14 protein-coding genes are annotated in these 18,625 nt (G+C 75.1%); 8 read left to right on the forward strand and 6 right to left on the reverse strand.

The window, feature by feature from the left end; genetic code table 11:
- Nucleotides 1-172: 172 nt before the first annotated feature.
- Nucleotides 173-1,381, reverse strand: coding sequence for a glycosyltransferase (locus VE546_RS09030; RefSeq protein ID WP_324920555.1), 1,209 nt, complete (start codon nt 1,379-1,381; stop codon nt 173-175).
- A 186-nt stretch (nt 1,382-1,567) separates the two neighbouring features.
- Between VE546_RS09030 and VE546_RS09035 the strand changes: the two genes are divergently transcribed.
- From VE546_RS09035 to VE546_RS09055, 5 genes are all read left to right on the forward strand, one after another.
- Nucleotides 1,568-3,130, forward strand: a complete 1,563-nt coding sequence (locus VE546_RS09035; protein WP_324920466.1) for a hypothetical protein — start codon at nt 1,568-1,570, stop codon at nt 3,128-3,130.
- Nucleotides 3,127-4,878 (forward strand): lipopolysaccharide biosynthesis protein, encoded by a 1,752-nt coding sequence (locus VE546_RS09040; protein WP_324920468.1) that lies wholly within the window; start codon nt 3,127-3,129, stop codon nt 4,876-4,878. The genes VE546_RS09035 and VE546_RS09040 overlap by 4 nt, the downstream gene beginning before the upstream one ends.
- Entirely contained in the window at nt 4,875-6,425 is a 1,551-nt protein-coding gene (locus tag VE546_RS09045; RefSeq protein ID WP_324920470.1) for a lipopolysaccharide biosynthesis protein, read from the forward strand. Before VE546_RS09040 ends, VE546_RS09045 begins: the two co-directional genes overlap by 4 nt.
- A 94-nt stretch (nt 6,426-6,519) precedes the next feature.
- Entirely contained in the window at nt 6,520-8,064 is a 1,545-nt protein-coding gene (locus VE546_RS09050; protein WP_324920472.1) for a fibronectin type III domain-containing protein, read from the forward strand.
- A 16-nt stretch (nt 8,065-8,080) separates the two neighbouring features.
- Nucleotides 8,081-8,509 (forward strand): adenylyltransferase/cytidyltransferase family protein, encoded by a 429-nt coding sequence (locus tag VE546_RS09055; protein ID WP_324920474.1) that lies wholly within the window; start codon nt 8,081-8,083, stop codon nt 8,507-8,509.
- 55 nt (nt 8,510-8,564) lie between these two features.
- On the opposite strand, the gene VE546_RS09060 is transcribed toward VE546_RS09055, so the two are convergent.
- Nucleotides 8,565-9,278: a CDP-alcohol phosphatidyltransferase family protein gene (locus VE546_RS09060; protein ID WP_324920476.1), complete on the reverse strand. Its 714-nt coding sequence runs from the start codon at nt 9,276-9,278 to the stop codon at nt 8,565-8,567.
- Nucleotides 9,279-9,341: 63 nt separating this feature from the next.
- On the opposite strand from VE546_RS09060, the gene VE546_RS09065 reads away from it, so the two are divergent.
- From VE546_RS09065 to VE546_RS09075, 3 genes are all read left to right on the forward strand, one after another.
- Nucleotides 9,342-10,643, forward strand: coding sequence for a glycosyl hydrolase family 28-related protein (locus tag VE546_RS09065; RefSeq protein ID WP_324920477.1), 1,302 nt, complete (start codon nt 9,342-9,344; stop codon nt 10,641-10,643).
- A gap of 108 nt (nt 10,644-10,751) precedes the next feature.
- On the forward strand, nt 10,752-11,918 hold the full coding sequence (locus VE546_RS09070) for an exonuclease SbcCD subunit D (RefSeq protein ID WP_324920479.1): 1,167 nt from the start codon (nt 10,752-10,754) through the stop codon (nt 11,916-11,918).
- The gene (locus tag VE546_RS09075; RefSeq protein WP_324920481.1) at nt 11,915-14,929 is read left to right on the forward strand and encodes an SMC family ATPase; all 3,015 of its coding nucleotides are present in this window, start codon (nt 11,915-11,917) and stop codon (nt 14,927-14,929) included. The genes VE546_RS09070 and VE546_RS09075 overlap by 4 nt, the downstream gene beginning before the upstream one ends.
- A 137-nt stretch (nt 14,930-15,066) precedes the next feature.
- On the opposite strand, the gene VE546_RS09080 is transcribed toward VE546_RS09075, so the two are convergent.
- Genes VE546_RS09080 through VE546_RS09095 form a run of 4 tightly spaced genes read right to left on the reverse strand, consistent with a single transcriptional unit; the run spans nt 15,067 to nt 18,614 of the window.
- Nucleotides 15,067-16,161, reverse strand: a complete 1,095-nt coding sequence (locus VE546_RS09080; protein WP_324920482.1) for a cytochrome P450 — start codon at nt 16,159-16,161, stop codon at nt 15,067-15,069.
- Nucleotides 16,158-17,681: a cytochrome P450 gene (locus VE546_RS09085; protein WP_324920484.1), complete on the reverse strand. Its 1,524-nt coding sequence runs from the start codon at nt 17,679-17,681 to the stop codon at nt 16,158-16,160. The genes VE546_RS09080 and VE546_RS09085 overlap by 4 nt, the downstream gene beginning before the upstream one ends.
- Nucleotides 17,678-18,289 (reverse strand): GTP-binding protein, encoded by a 612-nt coding sequence (locus VE546_RS09090; protein WP_324920486.1) that lies wholly within the window; start codon nt 18,287-18,289, stop codon nt 17,678-17,680. Before VE546_RS09090 ends, VE546_RS09085 begins: the two co-directional genes overlap by 4 nt.
- Entirely contained in the window at nt 18,267-18,614 is a 348-nt protein-coding gene (locus VE546_RS09095) for a DUF742 domain-containing protein (RefSeq protein ID WP_414720435.1), read from the reverse strand. Before VE546_RS09095 ends, VE546_RS09090 begins: the two co-directional genes overlap by 23 nt.
- Between the last annotated feature and the right edge of the window lie 11 nt (nt 18,615-18,625).

Here is an 18,625-nt window from a genome sequence, read left to right on the forward strand (position 1 = left end):
GCGCCGCCGCCGCGGGCCGCGCCGCCGTCGAGGAGGAGTACGCGATCGCGTCCGTGACCGACCGGCTGGAGGAGCTGTACCGGTCCGCCGTCCGGCCCACCGCCCGGCCCACCGCCCGGACCGGTGCGCGGTGAGGGGCCACCGGCGGCCGGGCCCGCCGCGCCGCCCCCCGTCACCCGGCGTCCAGCGCCTCCCGGAGCAGACCCGTGACGCGCTCCAGCCCGGCCCGGCGGCTCAGCCGCCGCTCGACGTACTCCCGTCCCCGCGCGCCCAGTTCGGCGCAGCGCTCCGGGTCGGCGGCCAGCGAGCGGACCGCCGCCAGCAGGGCCTCCGGGTCCTCGGGCGCCACCACCACCCCGGCGCCCGAGCGCTCCACCTCCCGCGCGGTGCCGCTGCCGGCCGCGACGGAGGCCACCACCGGCCGGCCGGCGGTGAAGTACGAGGTCAGCTTGGACGGCAGGCTCATGTCCAGCACCGACGCCTTCTGGGTGACGGCCAGGACGTCCGCGGCGGCCAGCACCTCGGGGAACTCCCCGGCGTCCGCGGGCGGCAGGAAGGACAGCGACCGGACCCCCTCGCCCAGCGCCAGCAGGGCCTCGCGCCGGTGGCCGTCGCCCATCAGCACGATCCGCGTCCCGCCGCCCTCGTGGTCGGCGATCCGGGCGGCCTCCACCAGGACCTCCAGCCCCTGCTTGAGCCCCATGTTGCCCGAGTGGAGGACGACGGTCTCCTCCCCGGACCAGCCCAGCCGGGCCCGGGTCCGCGCGCGGTCGCCGCTCGGGGCGCGCACGTGCGTCCAGTTGGGCACCACCCGCACCCGCTGGCGCGGCACGCCCATCGCCACCACCCGGTCCGTGAACGACTCGTGCACCACCCCGACCACCGCCGCCGCGCGCAGCACCCGGCCCTCCACGCTCCCGGCCAGCGCCGCGACCCGGCCGCCGCCGCGTATCCCGCTCTGCCCGGCCGCCGCCCCCATCAGGTCCTGGACCACCACCACGTGCGGCACGCCCGCGCGCCGCGCCAGCCGGGCGCCCAGCACGCCCCCGGCCAGGCCGGGCATCTGACTGAGCACCACGTCGGGGCGGACCCGGGGCGGTGCCAGCGCGCCGTGCGCCAGGAAGCTCGCCTCGAACAGCCCCCGTCGCACCGCGGTCTGGCGGGCCGGTACGGTGTGCCGGCGGCGGTGGACCGCGACCCCCTCGCGGCTCTCGCGCATCCGCCACCTGCCGCGGTAGTCCTCGTGCACGCGCCACGCCGGATAGTGGGGCATCCCGGCGAGCACGTGGGTCTCGGCACCCGAGGCGGCCAGGTGCTCGGCGATCTGCGTCGAGTACGGTCCGATCCCGGCGTGCTCCGGCGCGTAGTTGGTCGAGACCACGAGCACGCACCGGCCCGCGAAGAAGTCCTGCACCGTCGTCCCCCCTCCGAAGTTGCGGTCATCGTAGGCGTCCACGGACGCCTGCGGACCCGGAACGGGCGGGGACGCGGGCCCGAACACGATCCCGCCCACCCCCGCCCCGCCGGCCGCGGGGCCGGCCGGGGGACGGGAGGAGGAGACCCGGCCATGCCCGAGAGGGAACCGGCCCGCCCCGCCGGGCACCCGGAGCGCGGGGAGCCGCGCGACGCCGTCGCCCTGTGCCTGTGCGCCGTCCTGCTCGTCCTGCTGCTGCCCGCGCTGGTGCTGTACGGGCAGGACGTCCGTACCGGCGCCGCGCTCGCCCTGCAGTGCGTGGTCGTCGCCCACACCGGAACGGCGCTGGCCCGGGTGCTGACCGACGCGCGGATCCGGGTCGTCGCCCTCGGCTTCTGGCTCTTCTGCTACGTCTGGCTGGGCCTGGCGCCGCTGGCCATGCTCGCGACCGACTCCTACCCGTGGGGCTTCGCGATCGACACCGGCACCGCCTTCACGGCCGTGGTCGTGGTGGAGACCGGGCTGCTGGCCTACAGCGCCGGTTCGGCCCTGGCCGGGCGGCGGCCGGACCGTGCCTCCACCGTGCTCGAACCGCTGCTCGCCCGCCGGGTGGCGCCGCCGCGCGTGCTGCTGCTGTGCGGGATCGCGCTGCTGCTGGCCGCCTATCTGATCCCCGCCCAGGGCGGCCTGTCGGTGTTCTTCCAGAGCCGCCAGGCCGTCAACGAGGCGGCGGCCCAGGGGGCGCCGAGCGCGACGGCCAACCAGGCCCTGGCCGCGTGGGTGCTGTCGGTCCCGGCGTTCTGGGCCCTGGCAGCGCTGGTGCACGTGCCCCGGACCGAGGGCGGCGACCGCACCCTGCGCGGGCTGCGGTGGATCCTCCTGCCGGTCCTGCTCGCGCTGAACGCCGTGGTCAACAACCCCGTCAGCCAGCCCCGCTTCTGGGCCGGGACGGTGCTGCTGACGCTCCTGTTCAGCACCGCCGCACTGCGCCGGCCGCGCGCCTTCCGGGCGGGGGCGGCGGCCGTCACCGCCGCGGTGCTGGTGGTCTTCCCCTACGGCGACTACTTCCGCACCGACGAGCGCGAACCGATCGAGGTGGTCTCGCTCGCCGAGCAGTTCACCTCCAACGGCGACTACGACGCCTTCCAGCAGATCGCGACGGGAGTGGACTACGTGCGGGAGGACGGCCACGCCCCGAGCGCCGCCCTGGGACCCCCGCTGTTCTTCGTGCCGCGCGACAGGTGGCCGGGGAAGCCCGAGGACGCCGGCATCCTGCTCGCCCGGCACGCCGGGTACTCCTTCCAGAACCTCTCCTCGCCCGTGTGGGTCGAGAGCTACATCTGGGCGGGGCTCCCCGGGGTCGCCGCGGTCCTCGGCCTGCTGGGAGCCGCCAGCCGGCGGATCGACGGCATCCGGCACCGGCTGCGGGGACGCGGCGGCACCCTGGCGGCGCTGGTCGTCCCCGCGTTCGGCTTCTACCAGATCATCCTGCTGCGCGGCAGCCTGATGTTCGTCATGGGGCCGCTCACCCTGCTGCTCGTCGTGCCGCTCCTGATCAGCGGCGGACCGGGGCGCCGGGCCTCCCCGCCGCCCTCCGCGCCGCCACCCGGGCCCGAATCCGGGCCCGCACCCGAACCGGAACCCGTACCCGTACCCGCGAACACCGCACACCGGACCAGCCCCCCACCCCTGCCCACAGGAGAAGCACGCACGTGAGCGCCTTCGACCACTCACCGCAGGAGCCCGACCAGCTCCGCGACCAACTGCGCCGGCTCTTCCGCCACCGCGCCGTCATCGCGCTCGGCCTGCTGCTGGGCGCCCTCGTCGGTGGGGCCGTCTCCACCCTCGGCGGCGAGGACTACACCGCCACCGGCGAGGTCGTCGTCCGGCCCATCGGCACCGCACCCCCCGACGGCGGCGGGGTGTCCGCGGACAAGCAGCTCAGCATGGGCACCGAACGGCGGATCGCGCGGAGCGCGGCGGTCGCCGACCGCGCCGCCGAGGCCCTGGGCGGCGGGAACGACCCGGCCGGCCTCCTGCGGGGGCTGCGGGTGAGCACTCCCCCCGAGACGCACGTCCTGGAGTTCGAGTACACCGCGGACTCGCCGGAACGGGCGGCGCAGCGGGTCAACGCCTTCGTCCGGGCCTATCTGGAGCACCGCGAGGACGCCGCCGCCCGGCGCATCGACACCACCGTCACCAGGCTCACCGAGGAGCTGAAGCCCCTCCTGGACCGCCGCGGGGAACTGGACCGGCGGATCGCCGGCGCGCCCGGCGGCTCCACCGGACAGGCCGCCGAGTCCGAACGCGAGGTCCTCACCGCCCGGATCGCGGACCTCCAGGGGCGCATCACCGGCCTGAAGTCCCTGGACACCACCCCCGGCGAGGTGGTGCGCGAGGGGGAGGCGCCCGACGCCCCGTCCGGCCCGGGGACGGCCGTGCTGCTCGTCGTCGGCGCGGTCGTCGGCCTGGCCGCGGGCCTGGTGGCCGCCTGGATCCGCGCCCTCCTGGACCCGTGGGCGCGGTCCGCGGACGAGGTGCGCGGCGCGCTGCGCGCGCCGGTGCTCGGCACCCTGCCGCGCCGGCGGGGCGGCGCGGGCACCCCGGAGGCCGGGCTGGAGGTCGGGCCCTCCCGCGACGGCGACCGCGCCGAGACGTACCGGACGATCGCCCTGCGGATGCTGCGCCACCAGCGGCTCGCGGAGCCCGGCAGCCTGCTGGTCGTCTCCCCCGGGGAGGACGCCGAGGCCGCCGCCACCGCGGTCAACCTGGCCGCCGCCCTGGCGGAGACCGGCCGCGACGTGCTCCTGGTCGAGGCCGACCCGCGCTCGCCGCGGCTCGCCGGGAGCCTCCCGGTACGGGGCGCCGGACGCGGCACCGGCCGGGGCGCCGACCGTGGCGCCGACCGGGGACAGTCCGCGGGCGACTGGCCCGGCGGCGCCCGGCTCGCCGTGGACGCCGGCACCGCCGGGGCCCTGACCCTCCTGCCCGGGCGCCGGGTGCCCGACGCCGCGCGGGCGCTGAACTCCCCGGCGCTCGCGCGCCTGCTGACCGGACCGGACGGCCGGGACGAGTACGTCGTGGTCCTCACCCGGCCGCTGCTGTCCCACGCCGACGGCACGGCCGTCGCCGGACTCGTCCGGGGCGTGCTGGTGGTCTGCGACCCGGACGCGACCCGCAGGGACGACCTGGAGCGGGTGCGGGAGCTGGTCGCCTCCGCCGGCGGGCACCTCCTGGGCGCGGTGCTCCACCACGGCGGCCGGAGCCGCCGGTGGCCGGGCCGGGGTCCGGACCGCACCGGCGACGGCGCCCCGGACACCCCCGGCGACCTGCCGGGCGACCCCGAGGACACCATGCCGCTGAAGCAGGCCGCGCCGGATCCGTCCGGCGCCCGGCCCGACACCGCCTACGGCTCGTACGGGCGGTACCGGCGCACCGGCGACGACACCACCCTGCGCGCGTGACCGGCGTCCGCCCCGCCGCCGGCACCGCGCCCGGAGCCGGGACGCGGGAGGTCACCGCGACCGTGCGCGGCGGCTGGTTCGGCTTCCTGGGCTCCGGGGTGAACGCCCTGTTCGGCTTCCTGCTGGTCGCCGTCGTCACGCACGGACTCGGCGCGCACGGCACCGGCGCGGTCTTCGCCGGCGTGGCCGCGTTCACCATCCTGAGCAACGCCTGCAAGCTGGGCGCCGACACCGCGCTGGTGCGCTTCGTCTCCCGCGACCTGGAACTCACCGGCGGTGCGGGGGTGCCCGCCCTGCTGCGCACCGCGGTGCCGCCCGCCCTGGCGGCGAGCACGGCGGCCGCGGCGGCGGTGCTCCTGACCCCCGCGTCGGCGGCCTGGCTGCTGCCCGGGCTCCCCGAGGACCGGGCACTGGCGGTGGTGCGGCTGTTCGCGGTCCTCCTGCCGGTGGCGACCGTGTCGCTGGTCCTGCTCGGGGCCACCCGGGGCTACGGCTCGGTGGTGCCCTTCGTGGGCGTCGAGCAGATGGGCAAGCCCGTGCTGCGGGTGGTGATCGCCCTGCCCCTGGCGCTGCTCGCGCCGAGCGTGTTCGCGCTGTCCGCGGCCTGGCTGGCGCCGGCGCTGCTGGGCGCGGTGGCCGCCTGGGCGGCGCTGCGCCGGGCGCGCGCGGCGCACCCCGGCGCACCGGGGGCACGGCCGTCCGCCGGACCCGGCGAGTTCTGGTCCTTCGCCGGGCCGCGTGCCCTGTCCTCGGTCTTCGACATCACCTCCGTGTGGATCGGGGTGATCCTGCTGTCGGCGCTGGGCACCAGCTCCGAAGCCGGTGTCTACACCGCCATCGGCCGTCTGGTGACCGCCGGCACGCTCCTGCAGCTCGCGGTCCGGCTGGCGTTCGCCGCGCAGCTCAGCCGGTTGCTCGCGGGCGGCCGGACGGCGGAGGCGGGGCACCTCCACCGGCTGTCCACGCGGTGGATCGTGCTGTTCTCCTGGCCGCTGTTCACCGCCCTCGCCGCCTTCCCCGGCACGGTGCTCTCCCTGTTCGGGCCGGGCTTCGACGAGGGCGCGGCGGCCCTGGCGGTGCTGTCGGCGGCCTGCGTGGTCAACGTCGGGGTCGGCAACGCCCAGACCGTCATCCTCATGGCCGGCCGCAGCGTCTGGAACCTCGCGGTGGCCGGCACCGGCTTCGCCGTCCAGCTCGGCCTCGGCGTCTGGCTGGTGCCGCGGTACGGGGTGCTGGGCGCGGCGCTGGCCTGGGGGCTGGCGATCGTGGTGGACAACGTGGCCTCGGCGCTGCTGGTGCGCCACCGGCTGGGCTTCAGGACCGTCGACCGCGGCTACCTCCACGCCGCCGCCGTGGCCCTGGTGGTGGTCGCCCCGGTGGTGTTCGGCGTCCGCGCGCTGCTGGGCGACACGGCCGGGGGAGCGGTGCTGGGTAATGCTTTGGCCATGTGCGCCTTCGGGCTGGCCCTGTGGCGCTATCGTGTGCCGCTGGGGGTGGGGGACTTCTTCCAGGCACTGCGCAAGGGGAACGGAAAGAAGTCGCGATGAACACGGGGTGGCCACTGCGCGTACCACGCACCGCGTGCACTTTCCCTCCTCCCGGTCCGTTCCTGTTCGCTCATGTGTTTCCAGGGGGGAATCCATGCGCAGAAGAAGACCCGTCAGAGCCCTGCTCGCAGCCGCCGTGATCGGCCTGTCCCCGCTGGCGCTGGCCGCGGGACCGGCCCAGGCGGCCGGCGAGCCCACCCTGACCGCCGACCCGCTGGACACCTGGCAGACCGACGGCATCGTATGGACCCTGGCCTACGCCAGGGGCGTCGTCTACGCGGGGGGGACGTTCGAGCACATCCGCCCGCCCGGCGCGCCACCCGGCACCGGTGAGCTGCCGCGCAAGAACTTCGCCGCCTTCGACGCGGTGACCGGCGAACCGCTGCCGTGCGCGCCGGAGTTCACCGGCGGAACGGAGACGGTCCGGGCCATGAAGGCCTCGCCCGACGGCTCCGTGCTCTACATCGGCGGCTCCTTCGGAAGCGCCGGGGGAGTGGGCCGGTCCAACACCGCCAGCCTCAACACCGCCGACTGCACCATCGGCGACGCCTGGAAGCCGGCGGTCTCCTCGGTGGTCCGGGCCATCGACGTCACCGACACCGCCGTCTACATCGGCGGCCAGTTCACCACCGTCCAGGACCAGACGCGCGAGCGCGTCGCCGCCCTGACCCCCGACAGCCGGCTGCTGCCCTTCGAGGTCACCGTCCGGGGCTCCTCGATCTCCAACGACCCCACCCCGGGCATCAACGCCATCACCGTCGCCCCGCAGCTCAACAAGGTCATCATCGGCGGCCGGTTCACCTCGGTCAACGGCAGCCTGCTGAACAGCGTGCACGGACTGGTCGGCCTGGACGCGACCACCGGGCGGATCACCGACACCTTCACCGGGTGGATCCCCCGCCGCTCCGCCGTCAAGGCACTGGTCAACGACGGCACCAACTTCTACCTCGGCGCCGAGGGCACCGGCGGCGGGGTCTTCGACGGCCGCGCGGCCGGACGGCTGTCCGACGGCGCGATGCTGTGGAAGGACACCTGCCTGGGCGCCACCCAGGCCGTCGTCCCCCACCAGGGCGTGCTCTACAGCGGCTCCCACGCGCACGACTGCGGCTCGACCCCGGGCGGCTTCCCCGAGCACCAGAACCGCCAGCACCTGCTGGCCCAGTCGATCGCCGACAAGACCATCCTCCCGTGGTTCCCGGACACCAACGGCGGCATCGGCGAGAAGGTCGGCCCGCGCACCATGGTCGTGGCGGACGGAATCCTGTGGACGGGCGGCGAGTTCACCACCGTCAACGACCAGCCCCAGCAGGGGCTGACCCGCTTCGCGGCGGCACCCGACACCGGGGCCCCGCAGGTCCCGGCCTTCAGCGGCACCAGTGACGCGCCGGGGAAGATCACGCTCAGTTGGCGGGCGGCGTGGGACCGCGACGACGGAGTCCTGACCTACCGGCTCTACCGGGACGGCGAGTACCTGACCTCCATCGAGCAGGACTCCCGCTACTGGGACCGGCCCACGATGAGTCACACCGACACCGTGGAGCCCGGGACGACGCACCGGTACTCGCTGGAGGTCACGGACGGCACCAACCTCTCGGGCCGCAACGGCCCCCTGTACGTGACCGCCGACAGCCTGCCGTGAGCCGAGGAGAATCCGGATGACGCACCGAGTGGGCTACGCGCCCGGGGTCTACGACCTGTTCCACGTCGGGCACCTGAACATCCTCCGGCACGCCAGGAGCCGGTGCGACTACCTGGTGGCGGGCGTGGTGTCGGACGAGATGGCCGAGCGGGCCAAGGGCCGGGCGCCGGTCGTCCCGCTCACCGAGCGGCTGGAGATCGTGCGCAGCATCCGCTTCGTGGACGCGGCGTTCGTGGAGACGGTGCCCGACAAGCTGGAGACCTGGCACCAGGTGCGCTTCGACGTCATCTTCAAGGGCGACGACTGGCGGGGCACGGAGAAGGGCGACAGGCTCGAACGGGACTTCGCCACCGTCGGGGTCGAGGTCGTGTACTTCCCCTACACCGTGCACACCTCCAGCACCCTGCTGCGCCGGGCGCTCGACGGGCTCGTCGAGTCCGCCTGAGGCGCTCCGCGCTCCGCCGCCCCGGACCCGGCCGGACCCGGGGCGGCGGAGCGCCTCAGCGGGCCGGAACGGACAGCTCGCGGTACCACTTCACCAGGAACGCGACCAGGAACAGCGCCTGGACGGCGAGCAGCGCGCAGTACAGCACCGTGAACACCCCGCGGTCGCCGAGGAAGAGGAACACCGCGCAGAACGGCCCGTAGTCCACCGGCAGCAGGGCGATCGACCGCAGGGTGGAGGGCGGCGCCGCGGCGGCCGGCCCCCCGGCCTTCCGCTTGAGCTGCTCGGTGAGGACGCCGCCGAAGAAGATCAGCACGGCGGTGAACTGGAAGGCGACCGGCACCAGCAGGTACCGGGGATCGGAGAAGTCGAAGTGGCGGTAGAAGGAGACCAGCACCGCCATGTGGAGGGCGAGCATCTTCGCGCAGTCCACCACGTGGTCCAGCCACTCCCCGGCCGGGCTGCCCCGTCCCGTCAGCCGCGCGAGCTGCCCGTCGGCGGAGTCCAGCGCGAAGCCCACCACCAGGGCGGCGAACACTCCCGCCCCCAGGGCGTACGACGGCGGCAGGACGGCGAGCAGCCCCACCCCGGTGAAGGTGCACACCGCACTGGCCACCGTCACCTGATTGGGCGTCATCCGTGCGCCGTAGGCCGCCGCGGCCAGTAATCGGCCGGCGGGCCGGTTGACGTACCGCGAGTACAGCGACACCCCCTTGCCCGGCTTCTGCGCCGCGGACAACCGCCCGATCGCGTACCGGAACCGACCCATCGCCCCCACCTGACCCCCACGGAACACGGAATTCCCCGACATGACGTTCGAAGGAGCAACATCATGGCAGGCGAACCCCCCTCCCGAGCAGTGGACGGCCACACCCGCCGGACGCTCCTGACGGCGGGCACGGCCACCGCGCTGGCGGCGGGCCTGGCGGGCTGCGACGCACCGGGCGCGGCACCGGCGGACGCGGCCCGGGCGGTCCCGGCCGTGACCGGCCGCAGACCCCGGGGGAAGGACACCGTCGACGTCGTCGCCGACTTCGGCGCCCGGGGCGACGGGCGGACCGACGACAGCCGCGCCCTCGCCCGTGCCTACCGGTACGCGGCCGGCCGGGTGTGGGACGGCATCGGCCGCACCGTCGTCCACCTGCCGGCCGGCACGTACCTCGTCCGCGAGCCCAACGCCCTGATCGACGCGGCGGAGGGCCGGCTCAAGGCCAACGGCCTGCGGTTCACGGGCGCCGGAAAGCGCATGACGCAGATCCTCTTCGCCCCGGACCGGGCCGAGGACGCGTACCTGTGCCGCAACGAGAACTCCTGGGCGAACGTCGCCTTCGAGCGCATCGGGTTCCGCTCGGGCACCCCGGGCGCCTCCTTCTTCTACTCGTACTCCACCGGCCAGGCCCAGGACTACCGGTTCACCGAGTGCGAGTGGCTGGGGGAGTGGACGTACGGCCTCGCGCTCGACGGCAGCAACACCAACTCCGAGATGCGCTGGGACGCCTGCCGGGTGGGCGGCGCCTACCGCAGGGCGTTCCTGTACTCCGGGCTGTCGCGCCGGTCGCGGAACCCGGAGCAGCAGGACCAGTTCCTCAACTACTGGTTCAACGACATGAAGGTGGAGTACGAGTGGGGCAACTTCCTGGAGTTCCCCTACGGGGGCTCCATCACCTGCCGGGGCGGCTCCTACATCGTCACCGGCCGCCGCCCGCGGGACACCGCCGACTACGGCCGCACCAGCACCTTCTTCCGCTTCCCGCGCGAGGAGCACCTGGACTCGGTGCAGCGCTTCCACGCCGAGGACATCCGCTTCGAGATCCGCCACCCGGAGACCGTGGTGATCGACTGCGCCTGGGACAGCGGAACGGTGCACTTCAACGACTGCGACGACACCTCCAACTCCTTCAAGTCCTTCGCCCCCGGGTCCCGCCCGCACCGCTACCGCCTCACCGCGAACGGCCCGCTGGTGCGCTACGACTCCTGCCGGCTCTCCGGACGGCACCTGTTCCGGCCGGACGGGGAGGGCGGAGGCCGTCCGGTCGTCCGCTACGACATGTGCGCCTTCGCCGACCACGGACCGGAGGACTTCGCCGAGGGGGCCGCGGACCGGGTCCGGTTCGTCGACTGCCTGGGCCGCTGACGGCCGGATTCCCCCATACGGGGCGGACCGCCGTCCGGGACATGCCACAATCCAGACCACGACCGGCGGGGGCGAGGAAGGGAGAGACGTGCGGGGCGGAGGCGGCTGGTGAGACTGCTGCACACCTCGGACTGGCACCTGGGACGGAGCTTCCACCGGGTGAACCTGCTGTCCGCCCAGGCGGCCTTCGTCGACCACCTCGTGGAGACGGCGCGCCGGGAACGGGTCGACGCGGTGCTCGTCGCCGGGGACGTCTACGACCGGGCGGTGCCGCCGCTCGCCGCCGTCGAACTCTTCGACGACACGCTGCACCGCCTCGCGGACCTCGGCGTGCCGACGATCATGATCTCCGGGAACCACGACTCGGCCCGCCGGCTGGGCGTCGGCGCCGGGCTCATCGAGCGGGCGGGCGTCCACCTGCGCACCGACCCCGCCGCCTGCGCCACCCCCGTCGTGCTCTCCGACGCCCATGGCGAGGTCGCCTTCTACGGGCTGCCCTACCTGGAACCGGCCCTGGTGAAGGACGCCCTCGGGGTGGAGCGGGCGGGCCACGCGGCGGTGCTGGGCGCCGCCATGGACCGGGTGCGCGCCGACCTGGCCGCCCGTCCGGCCGGCACCCGCTCGGTCGTCCTCGCGCACGCCTTCGTCACCGGCGGCGAACCGTCCGACAGCGAGCGGGACATCAGCGTCGGCGGCGTCGCCTCCGTACCCGCCGGGATCTTCGACGGCGTGGACTACGTGGCGCTGGGCCACCTGCACGGCTGCCAGACCCTCACCGAACGCGTCCGCTACTCCGGATCGCCGCTCGCCTACTCCTTCTCCGAGGCCCACCACCGCAAGTCGATGTGGCTGGTCGACCTCGGGCCCGGCGGGGAGGTGGCGGCCGAGCGGATCGACTGCCCGGTGCCCCGCCCGCTGGCCCGCATCCGCGGACGGCTGGAGGACCTGCTCGCCGACCCAGCCCTGGAGCGCCACGAGCAGGCGTGGGTGGAGGCCACCCTCACCGACCCGGTCCGCCCGCGCGAGCCGATGGCGAGGCTGGCCACCCGCTTCCCCCACGTCCTCACCCTCGTCCTGGACCCCGAACGCCCGCCGGAGGACCCCTTCGTCTCCTACGGGCGGCGGCTGCGCGACCGCACCGACCAGCAGATCGTGGAGGGCTTCGTGGCCCATGTACGGGGCGGGCACGGCCCCACCGACGACGAGCGCGCCCTGCTGGGCGAGGCGCTGGACGCCGTGCGCGCCGAGGAGGCCCGCACGGAGGCGCCCCGATGAGACTGCACCGGCTCACCGTCACCGCCTTCGGGCCGTTCGGCCGCACCCAGACCGTCGACTTCGACGAGCTGTCCGCCGCCGGGCTGTTCCTGCTGCACGGCCCCACCGGAGCGGGCAAGACCTCCGTGCTGGACGCCGTCTGCTACGCCCTGTACGGGGGCGTGCCCGGCGCCCGCCAGGGGCCCGGACAGCGCCAGTTGCGCAGCGACCACGCCGATCCGGACACCCGCACCGAGGTCGTCCTCGACCTCACCGTCGGCGGGCGGCGCCTGGAGGTCACCCGGCAGCCCGAGCAGCTCCGCCCCAAGAAGCGCGGCACCGGCCTGACCCCCGAGAAGGCCCAGTCCTGGCTGCGCGAGTACGACGCCGCCACCGGCACCTGGAAGGCCCTCAGCCGCTCCCACCAGGAGATAGGCGAGGAGCTGACCCACCTGCTGGGCATGAGCCGCGAGCAGTTCTGCCAGGTGGTCCTGCTGCCCCAGGGCGACTTCGCCCGCTTCCTGCGGGCCGGGGCCGAGGACCGCGCCAAGCTGCTCGGCCGGCTGTTCGACACCCATCGCTTCGCCGCCGTCGAACAGCACCTGGCGGAGCAGCGCACCGCCGCGCAGCGCCGCGTCCGCGACGCCGACGAGCGGCTGCTCGCCCTGGCCCACCGCATGCGGCAGGCCGCCGGGGACCCCGGCCCGGGCGGCGACCCCTTCGGCGACCTCTCGCCCGGCGACCCGGGCCTGGCCGACACCGTGCTGGAGTGGGCCGCCCTGGCCCGCTGCGCCGCCCGGGAACGGCGGGACGCCACCGCCGCGGCCCGCCGCCTCGCCGAGACGGCCCACGCCGCCGCCCAGCGGCACCTGGAGGAGGTCCGCGAGCTGGACCGCCGCCAGCGGCGGCACGCCGCCGCCCGGCAGCGCGCCGCCGCCCTGGCCGACCGGGCGGAGGAGCACCGCCGGGACCGCACCCGGCTGGAACGGGCCCGCGCCGCCGAGACCGTGGCGCCCGTCCTGGACGAGCGCGAGCGGGCCGAGGCGGAACTCCGCCGAGCCACCCGCGCGGAGGAGCGGGCCCGCGCCGACCTGCCCGGCGACCTGGCCCAGGCCCCCGCCGAACGGCTCGCCGAGCTCGAACGCGCCACCCGCCAGGAGCTGGGCGCCCTCGGCGCCGCCCGCCGCGCCGAGGAGCGCAGCGCCCGGCTGGCCGCCGAACTCGCCGCCCTGGACCGCGATTCGGGCTCGGACGAGGAACTGCTGCGCGAGACGGAGGAGTGGCTGGCCGGCTGGGAGACCGTCCGCGCCGCCCACCAGCGGCGCGTCGACGCCGCCGCCGAGGCCGCGCCCCGCGCCGAGCAGCTCGCCCGGCGCCTGGACACCGCCCGTCGCCGCCTGGCCGCCGCCCGTCGCCGCGACGACCTCACCGCCGAGGAGACCGCCGCCCGCGCCGAACTGCTGGCGGCCCACGAACGGGCCCTGGCCGCCAAGCAGCGCTGGCTGGACGTCAGGGCCCGGCGGCTGGACGGCATCGCGGCCGAACTCGCCGGGGAACTGGCCGACGGCACACCGTGCATGGTGTGCGGCTCGCCCGACCACCCCGACCCGGCCCGCCCCGGTGCGGAACACGTCGACCGGCACGCCGAGGAGACGGCCCTGGAGCACCACCGGCGGGCCGAGGAGGCGCACCGGCGGGCCGAGCGGCGGCTGGACACCGTCCGGGAGAGGCTGACCGCGGCCCGGGAGGAGGCGGGCGAGGCGCCCACCGCCGAACTCGCCGACGAGGTGGCCGCGTTGGAGGCCGGCCACGCCGACGCGCGCCGGGCCGCCGCCGACGCCGCCGACGCCCGCGCCGCCCTGGAGCGCGCCGAACGCGAGTACGAGAGCAGGCTCGCCGCCCGGCAGGAGGCCGAACGCCGTACGGCCTCCCGCGCCTCCACGCGCGACGCGCTGCTCAGGGAGCGCGCCGAACTGGAGGAGCAGCTCGCCCGGGCCCGGGGCGGGGCCGTCTCCGTCGCCCACCGCGCCGGCGAACTGGAGCGCCTCGCCGGCCTGCTGGCCACCGCCGCCGAGGCGGCCACCGCGGCCCGGGACGCCGCGCTGCGGCTCAAGGAGGCCGACGCCCGGCTCGCGGACGCCGCCTGGCGCGCCGGGTTCGACACCCCGCAGGCCGCCGCCGACGCCCTCCTCACCGACCACGAGCAGCGCACCCTGCAACACCGCCTGGACGAGCGGCAGGCCGAGGAGGCGGCCGTGGCGGCCGAGCTCGCCGATCCCGAACTGGCCGACGCCGCCGCCCTCCCGCCCGCCGGGGTCGCCGCCGCCGAGACCGAGCTGGCGGCGGCCGTCGCCCGGCTGAACGCGGCGTCCGCCGCCGACACCGAGGCCCGCGGGCGCTGCGCCGAACTCGACCGGCTCTCCGCCCGCGCCCTGGCCGACGCCCGCGCGCTGGCCCCGCTGCGCGAGCACTGCGACCGGGTGGTCCGGCTGGCCGGCCTCACCGCCGGCACCTCGGCGGAGAACGAGCGCAGGATGCGCCTGGAGTCCTACGTCCTGGCCGCCCGTCTGGAACAGGTCGCCGCCGCGGCCAGCACCCGGCTGGCGCACATGTCCGGCGGCCGCTACACCCTGGTCCACTCCGACGCCCGCGGCTCCGGGCGGGGCCGTTCCGGTCTGGGCCTGCACGTCATCGACGCCTGGACCGGCAGCGAACGCGACACCGCCACCCTCTCCGGCGGCGAGACCTTCTTCGCCTCGCTCGCCCTCGCCCTCGGCCTGGCCGACGTGGTCACCGAGGAGGCGGGCGGGCTGCGCCTGGACACCCTCTTCATCGACGAGGGATTCGGCAGCCTGGACGACCAGACGCTCGACGAGGTGCTGGACGTGCTGGACTCCCTGCGGGAACGCGACCGCAGCGTCGGCATCGTCAGCCACGTCGCCGACCTGCGCCAGCGCATCCCGGTCCAGTTGGAGGTGGTCAAGACCCGCACCGGCTCGGCCATCCGCCACCGGGTACCGAGGACCGGGTGACGGCCGGGCGGTGCGCCGTGGTGCCGGTGCACCGCGCCCCCTGACCCCGCCGGCGCTCCACCGGCGTTCCACCGGCGCCGCCGGGCCCGCGCCCGGCGACGGTCGGCGGAACGACTCGGCAGGAACGATTCAGCAGGTCAAGCGGCCGGCGTGAGGAGGACGGGCAGCGACTGGTGGCCGTTGGCGATGAACGACTGCTGGGGAACCAGCTCACCGGGCTCGACGGCCAGCCGGATGCCGGGGAAGCGGTCCAGGAGGGCCGGAAGCGCGATGGAGGCCTCCAGCCGGGCCAGGGGCGCCCCGAGGCAGTAGTGCACCCCGTAGCCGAACGCCAGGTGCTCCCGCTCGGTGCGGGTGAGGTCGAAGGCGTCCGCGTCCTCGCCGTTGAGGGCGGGATCACGGCCGGCGGCGCCGAACGCCAGGATGATCGCGTCGCCCTTGCGGATCCGTACGCCGTCGAGGTCGATGTCCTCCACCGCGTACCGCAGGGGCATGTGCATGATCGGTCCGTCGAGGCGCAGCGTCTCGTCGATCACGTCGTCCCAGGTGGCCTTCCCGGAACGGAGCAGGGCGAACTGGTCGGGGTGGGTGAGCAGGGCGAGGACGGCCTTGGCGATGAGGTTGACGGCGGTCTCGCTGCCGGCGCCGATCATCAGGATGAGGGTGCTGATGAGCTGTTCCTCGTCGAACCGGAAGTCCCCGTCGCGGGCGGCGATCAGGTCGCTGGTCATGTCCTCGCCCGGCTCGGCGCGCTTGGCCTCCGCGAGCGCGTGCATGCAGGCCCACAGGTCGGCGTAGTCGGCCCGGGCCTGCTCGGGGCTCGCGGCGGTGTCCAGGACGGCGTCGATGGCCCGGAGCGTCCAGGCGCGCAGGTCGTCCGGGACGCCGAACAGGTCGCAGATGACCTCGGTGGGGATGCGGTACGCGAACCGGGCGCGCAGATCGACCGGTTCCCCCGGCGGGACGGTCTCCAGCTCGGCGATCAGCCGGTCGACGATCCCCTGGACGCGGGGACGCAGCGCCTCGGTGCGGCGGGGGGTGAAGGACGGGGCGATCATGTTGCGCAGGCGGCGGTGCTCGGCGCCGTAGCTGGTGAAGGCGCTCACCACGCGCACCCACACGTTGAGGGCCCAGTCCTGGGGTATTCGCTCCAGCTCGGGCCAGTGCTGCCGGGGGTCGCGGGAGACCCGGCGGTCCCCCGCCAGCCGTTTGACGTACTCGTATCCGGTCACCGACCACGCAACCACGCCGCCGGGGAGCTCCACCCGCGTCGCCGGCCCCCTGGCACGGAGCCGGGCCGCCTCGCCGTGGAGGTCGCGGCCGGTGGGGTCGAGGACGTGGACGTCCCGGGCGGGGGCGTCGGAGACGAGGACGTCGGGGGATTCCATGGCTGGCCTCCGGAGGTCGGATCGGGCGTGACGGACGCGGGCGCGGGCACGGACCCGGGTGCGGGTGCGGACTGGGGCACGGGTGCGGAGAGTGCGGGGAAGGTCACGGGCAGCGCCGACAGGCTACGGTGAAAGGGTCCGTGACGCCAGGTCAGATCCGCGGCCGGAACGGCCAGTGTCAGGTCGGGCAGCACGTCGAGCAGCGTCTCGATCGCCACATCGGCGATGATCTCCGACAGGCCCTGGGCGGGGCACACGTGCGGGCCCGCGCCGAACGCCAGGTGCGCGTGGTTGGCGGCCCGGCGGTCCACCGTGAGCTCGCGCGCCACCTGGGAGTTGGCGGCCTCGTGGCTGATGAGCACCGGCACTCCCGGGGGAATTCGCAGGCCCGCACCGGAGTCGTCGCGCAGGTCGTACTCGCCGACGGCGTAGTGGAAGCAGAAGTTCGCCATCGGGGACCGCTCCCACAGCACCTCGTTGAGCGCGTCGGAGACGGTCAGGCTGCCGCCGGAGAGGTCGCCGGCGAAGCGGTCGTCGGTCAGCAGCAGCATGATCGCGCTGGAGATCCAGGCCGACTGCGGAACGGTGCCCGCGCCGATGAGGACCACCAACTGGTGGAGCATCTCCTCGTCCGACAGCCGCAGCGGATGGTGCAGCAGCCAGGAGGTCACGTCGGCGCCGGGGGAGCGGCGCTTGTCGGCGACGAGTTCGGCCAGGCAGCGGGCCAGGTCCTCGCTGCCCCGCTGGGCGATGGCGGGCTCGGCGTCGATCATCTGGCCGCAGGCCACGGCCATCCGCTCCGTCTGCTCGTCGGAGCAGCCGAAGAGCTGGGTGAACACCAGTGCCGGAACGCGCTGGGAGTACTGGGAGACCAGGTCCGCCGAACCGGCCGGGCCGAACTCGTCGATCAGCCTGGCCGCGCTGCGCCGCACGAAGGACCGCAGCCGGTAGGAGTCGACCCGGGCCAGGGCGTCGTCGACGGTCTTGCGCAGCCGCAGGTGGCGGTCGCCGTCGGCGAACAGCAGGCTGGGCCGGAAGCCCATCAGCGGGACGACCTCGTTGTCCATGGGGATCCGGCCCTGGACCAGGGCGGTCCAGCGGCGGGCGTCCTTGCTGAACTGGGAGCTGCGCAGCACCTCCAGCGCCGCGGTGTAGTCGGTGACCACGATGGCCGGGACGCCGGGGGCGAGTTCCACCCAGTGGGCCGGTCCCCGGCGGCGGAGTCCGGCGTAGGTGGCGTCCGGGTCGGCGGCGAACCCGGGGCCGTACAGCGCGGGCAGGCCGCCGGGGGCGCCACCGGGGGCGTGGTGGGCCGGGCAGCCCGGCGGCGGGACGGCGGCCGGGCCGGGAGGCGGGGTCGTCACGGAAGGTGCTCCTGGTAGTAGGTGTGGACGTGCTTGACCAGGGCGATCAGCGCCCGCGCGGCGGAGGCCCGGTCCCGTGCGTCACAACTGATCAGGGGGGTCTCGGGTTTCAGGTCGAGGGCCTCGCGGAGTTCGTCGTCCGGGAAGGAGGGGGAGTCCGGGAAGACGTTGAGGGCGACCGCGTACGGCAGGCCGTGCCGCTCCACCATCTCCATCGAGGCGAAGGAGGAGTCCAGGCGCCGGGTGTCGGCCAGCACCAGGGCCCCGTAGGCGCCGTGGACCAGTTGCCGCCACACCGGCGCCACCTGGGTGAAGCGCTGCTGGCCGGGGGCGCCGAACAGGTACAGCACCAGGTCCGGGGCGAGGGTGAGCCGGCCGAAGTCCATCGCGACCGTGGTGGTCTTCTTGTCCTCGATGCCCCGCAGGTCGTCCACCAGGGCGCCGGCCTGCGTCATGACCTCCTCGGTCCGCAGCGGCTCGATCTCGCTGACCGTGCCGATCAGCGTGGTCTTGCCGACCCCGAACGGCCCGACGACCAGGAGCTTCGCGGTGGTCTCGACGGTGTCGCGCACATAGATGCCGCTGTCAGAGGATGTTGTTGAGACCATCCAGAACCTTCTCCAGGACGTCGAGGTCGGTGGGCCGGGCCATCGGCGGGGGCTTGCGCGCGACCACGTGGCCGCTGTCGATCAGGTCCGCCAGCAGGATCGTGGTGACGGACACGGGGAGCCGGACGTGGCCGGCGACCTCCGCCACCGACAGGTAGCCGCCCTGGCAGAGCCGGACCATCTTCTGCTGCTCCGGCTCCAGTTCCCCCACGGGCCGGTCGCCGGTGGCGGTGACCAGGGTGACCAGGTCCAGGGAGTGGGTGTTGCGACTGGGCTGGTGACGGCCGCCGGTGATGACGTACGGTCGGACCAGATCCGTGCGCACGCGGCGGGGGG

Origin of the sequence: Streptomyces sp. (assembly GCF_035644915.1) — a bacterium.
Lineage (GTDB): Bacteria > Actinomycetota > Actinomycetes > Streptomycetales > Streptomycetaceae > Streptomyces.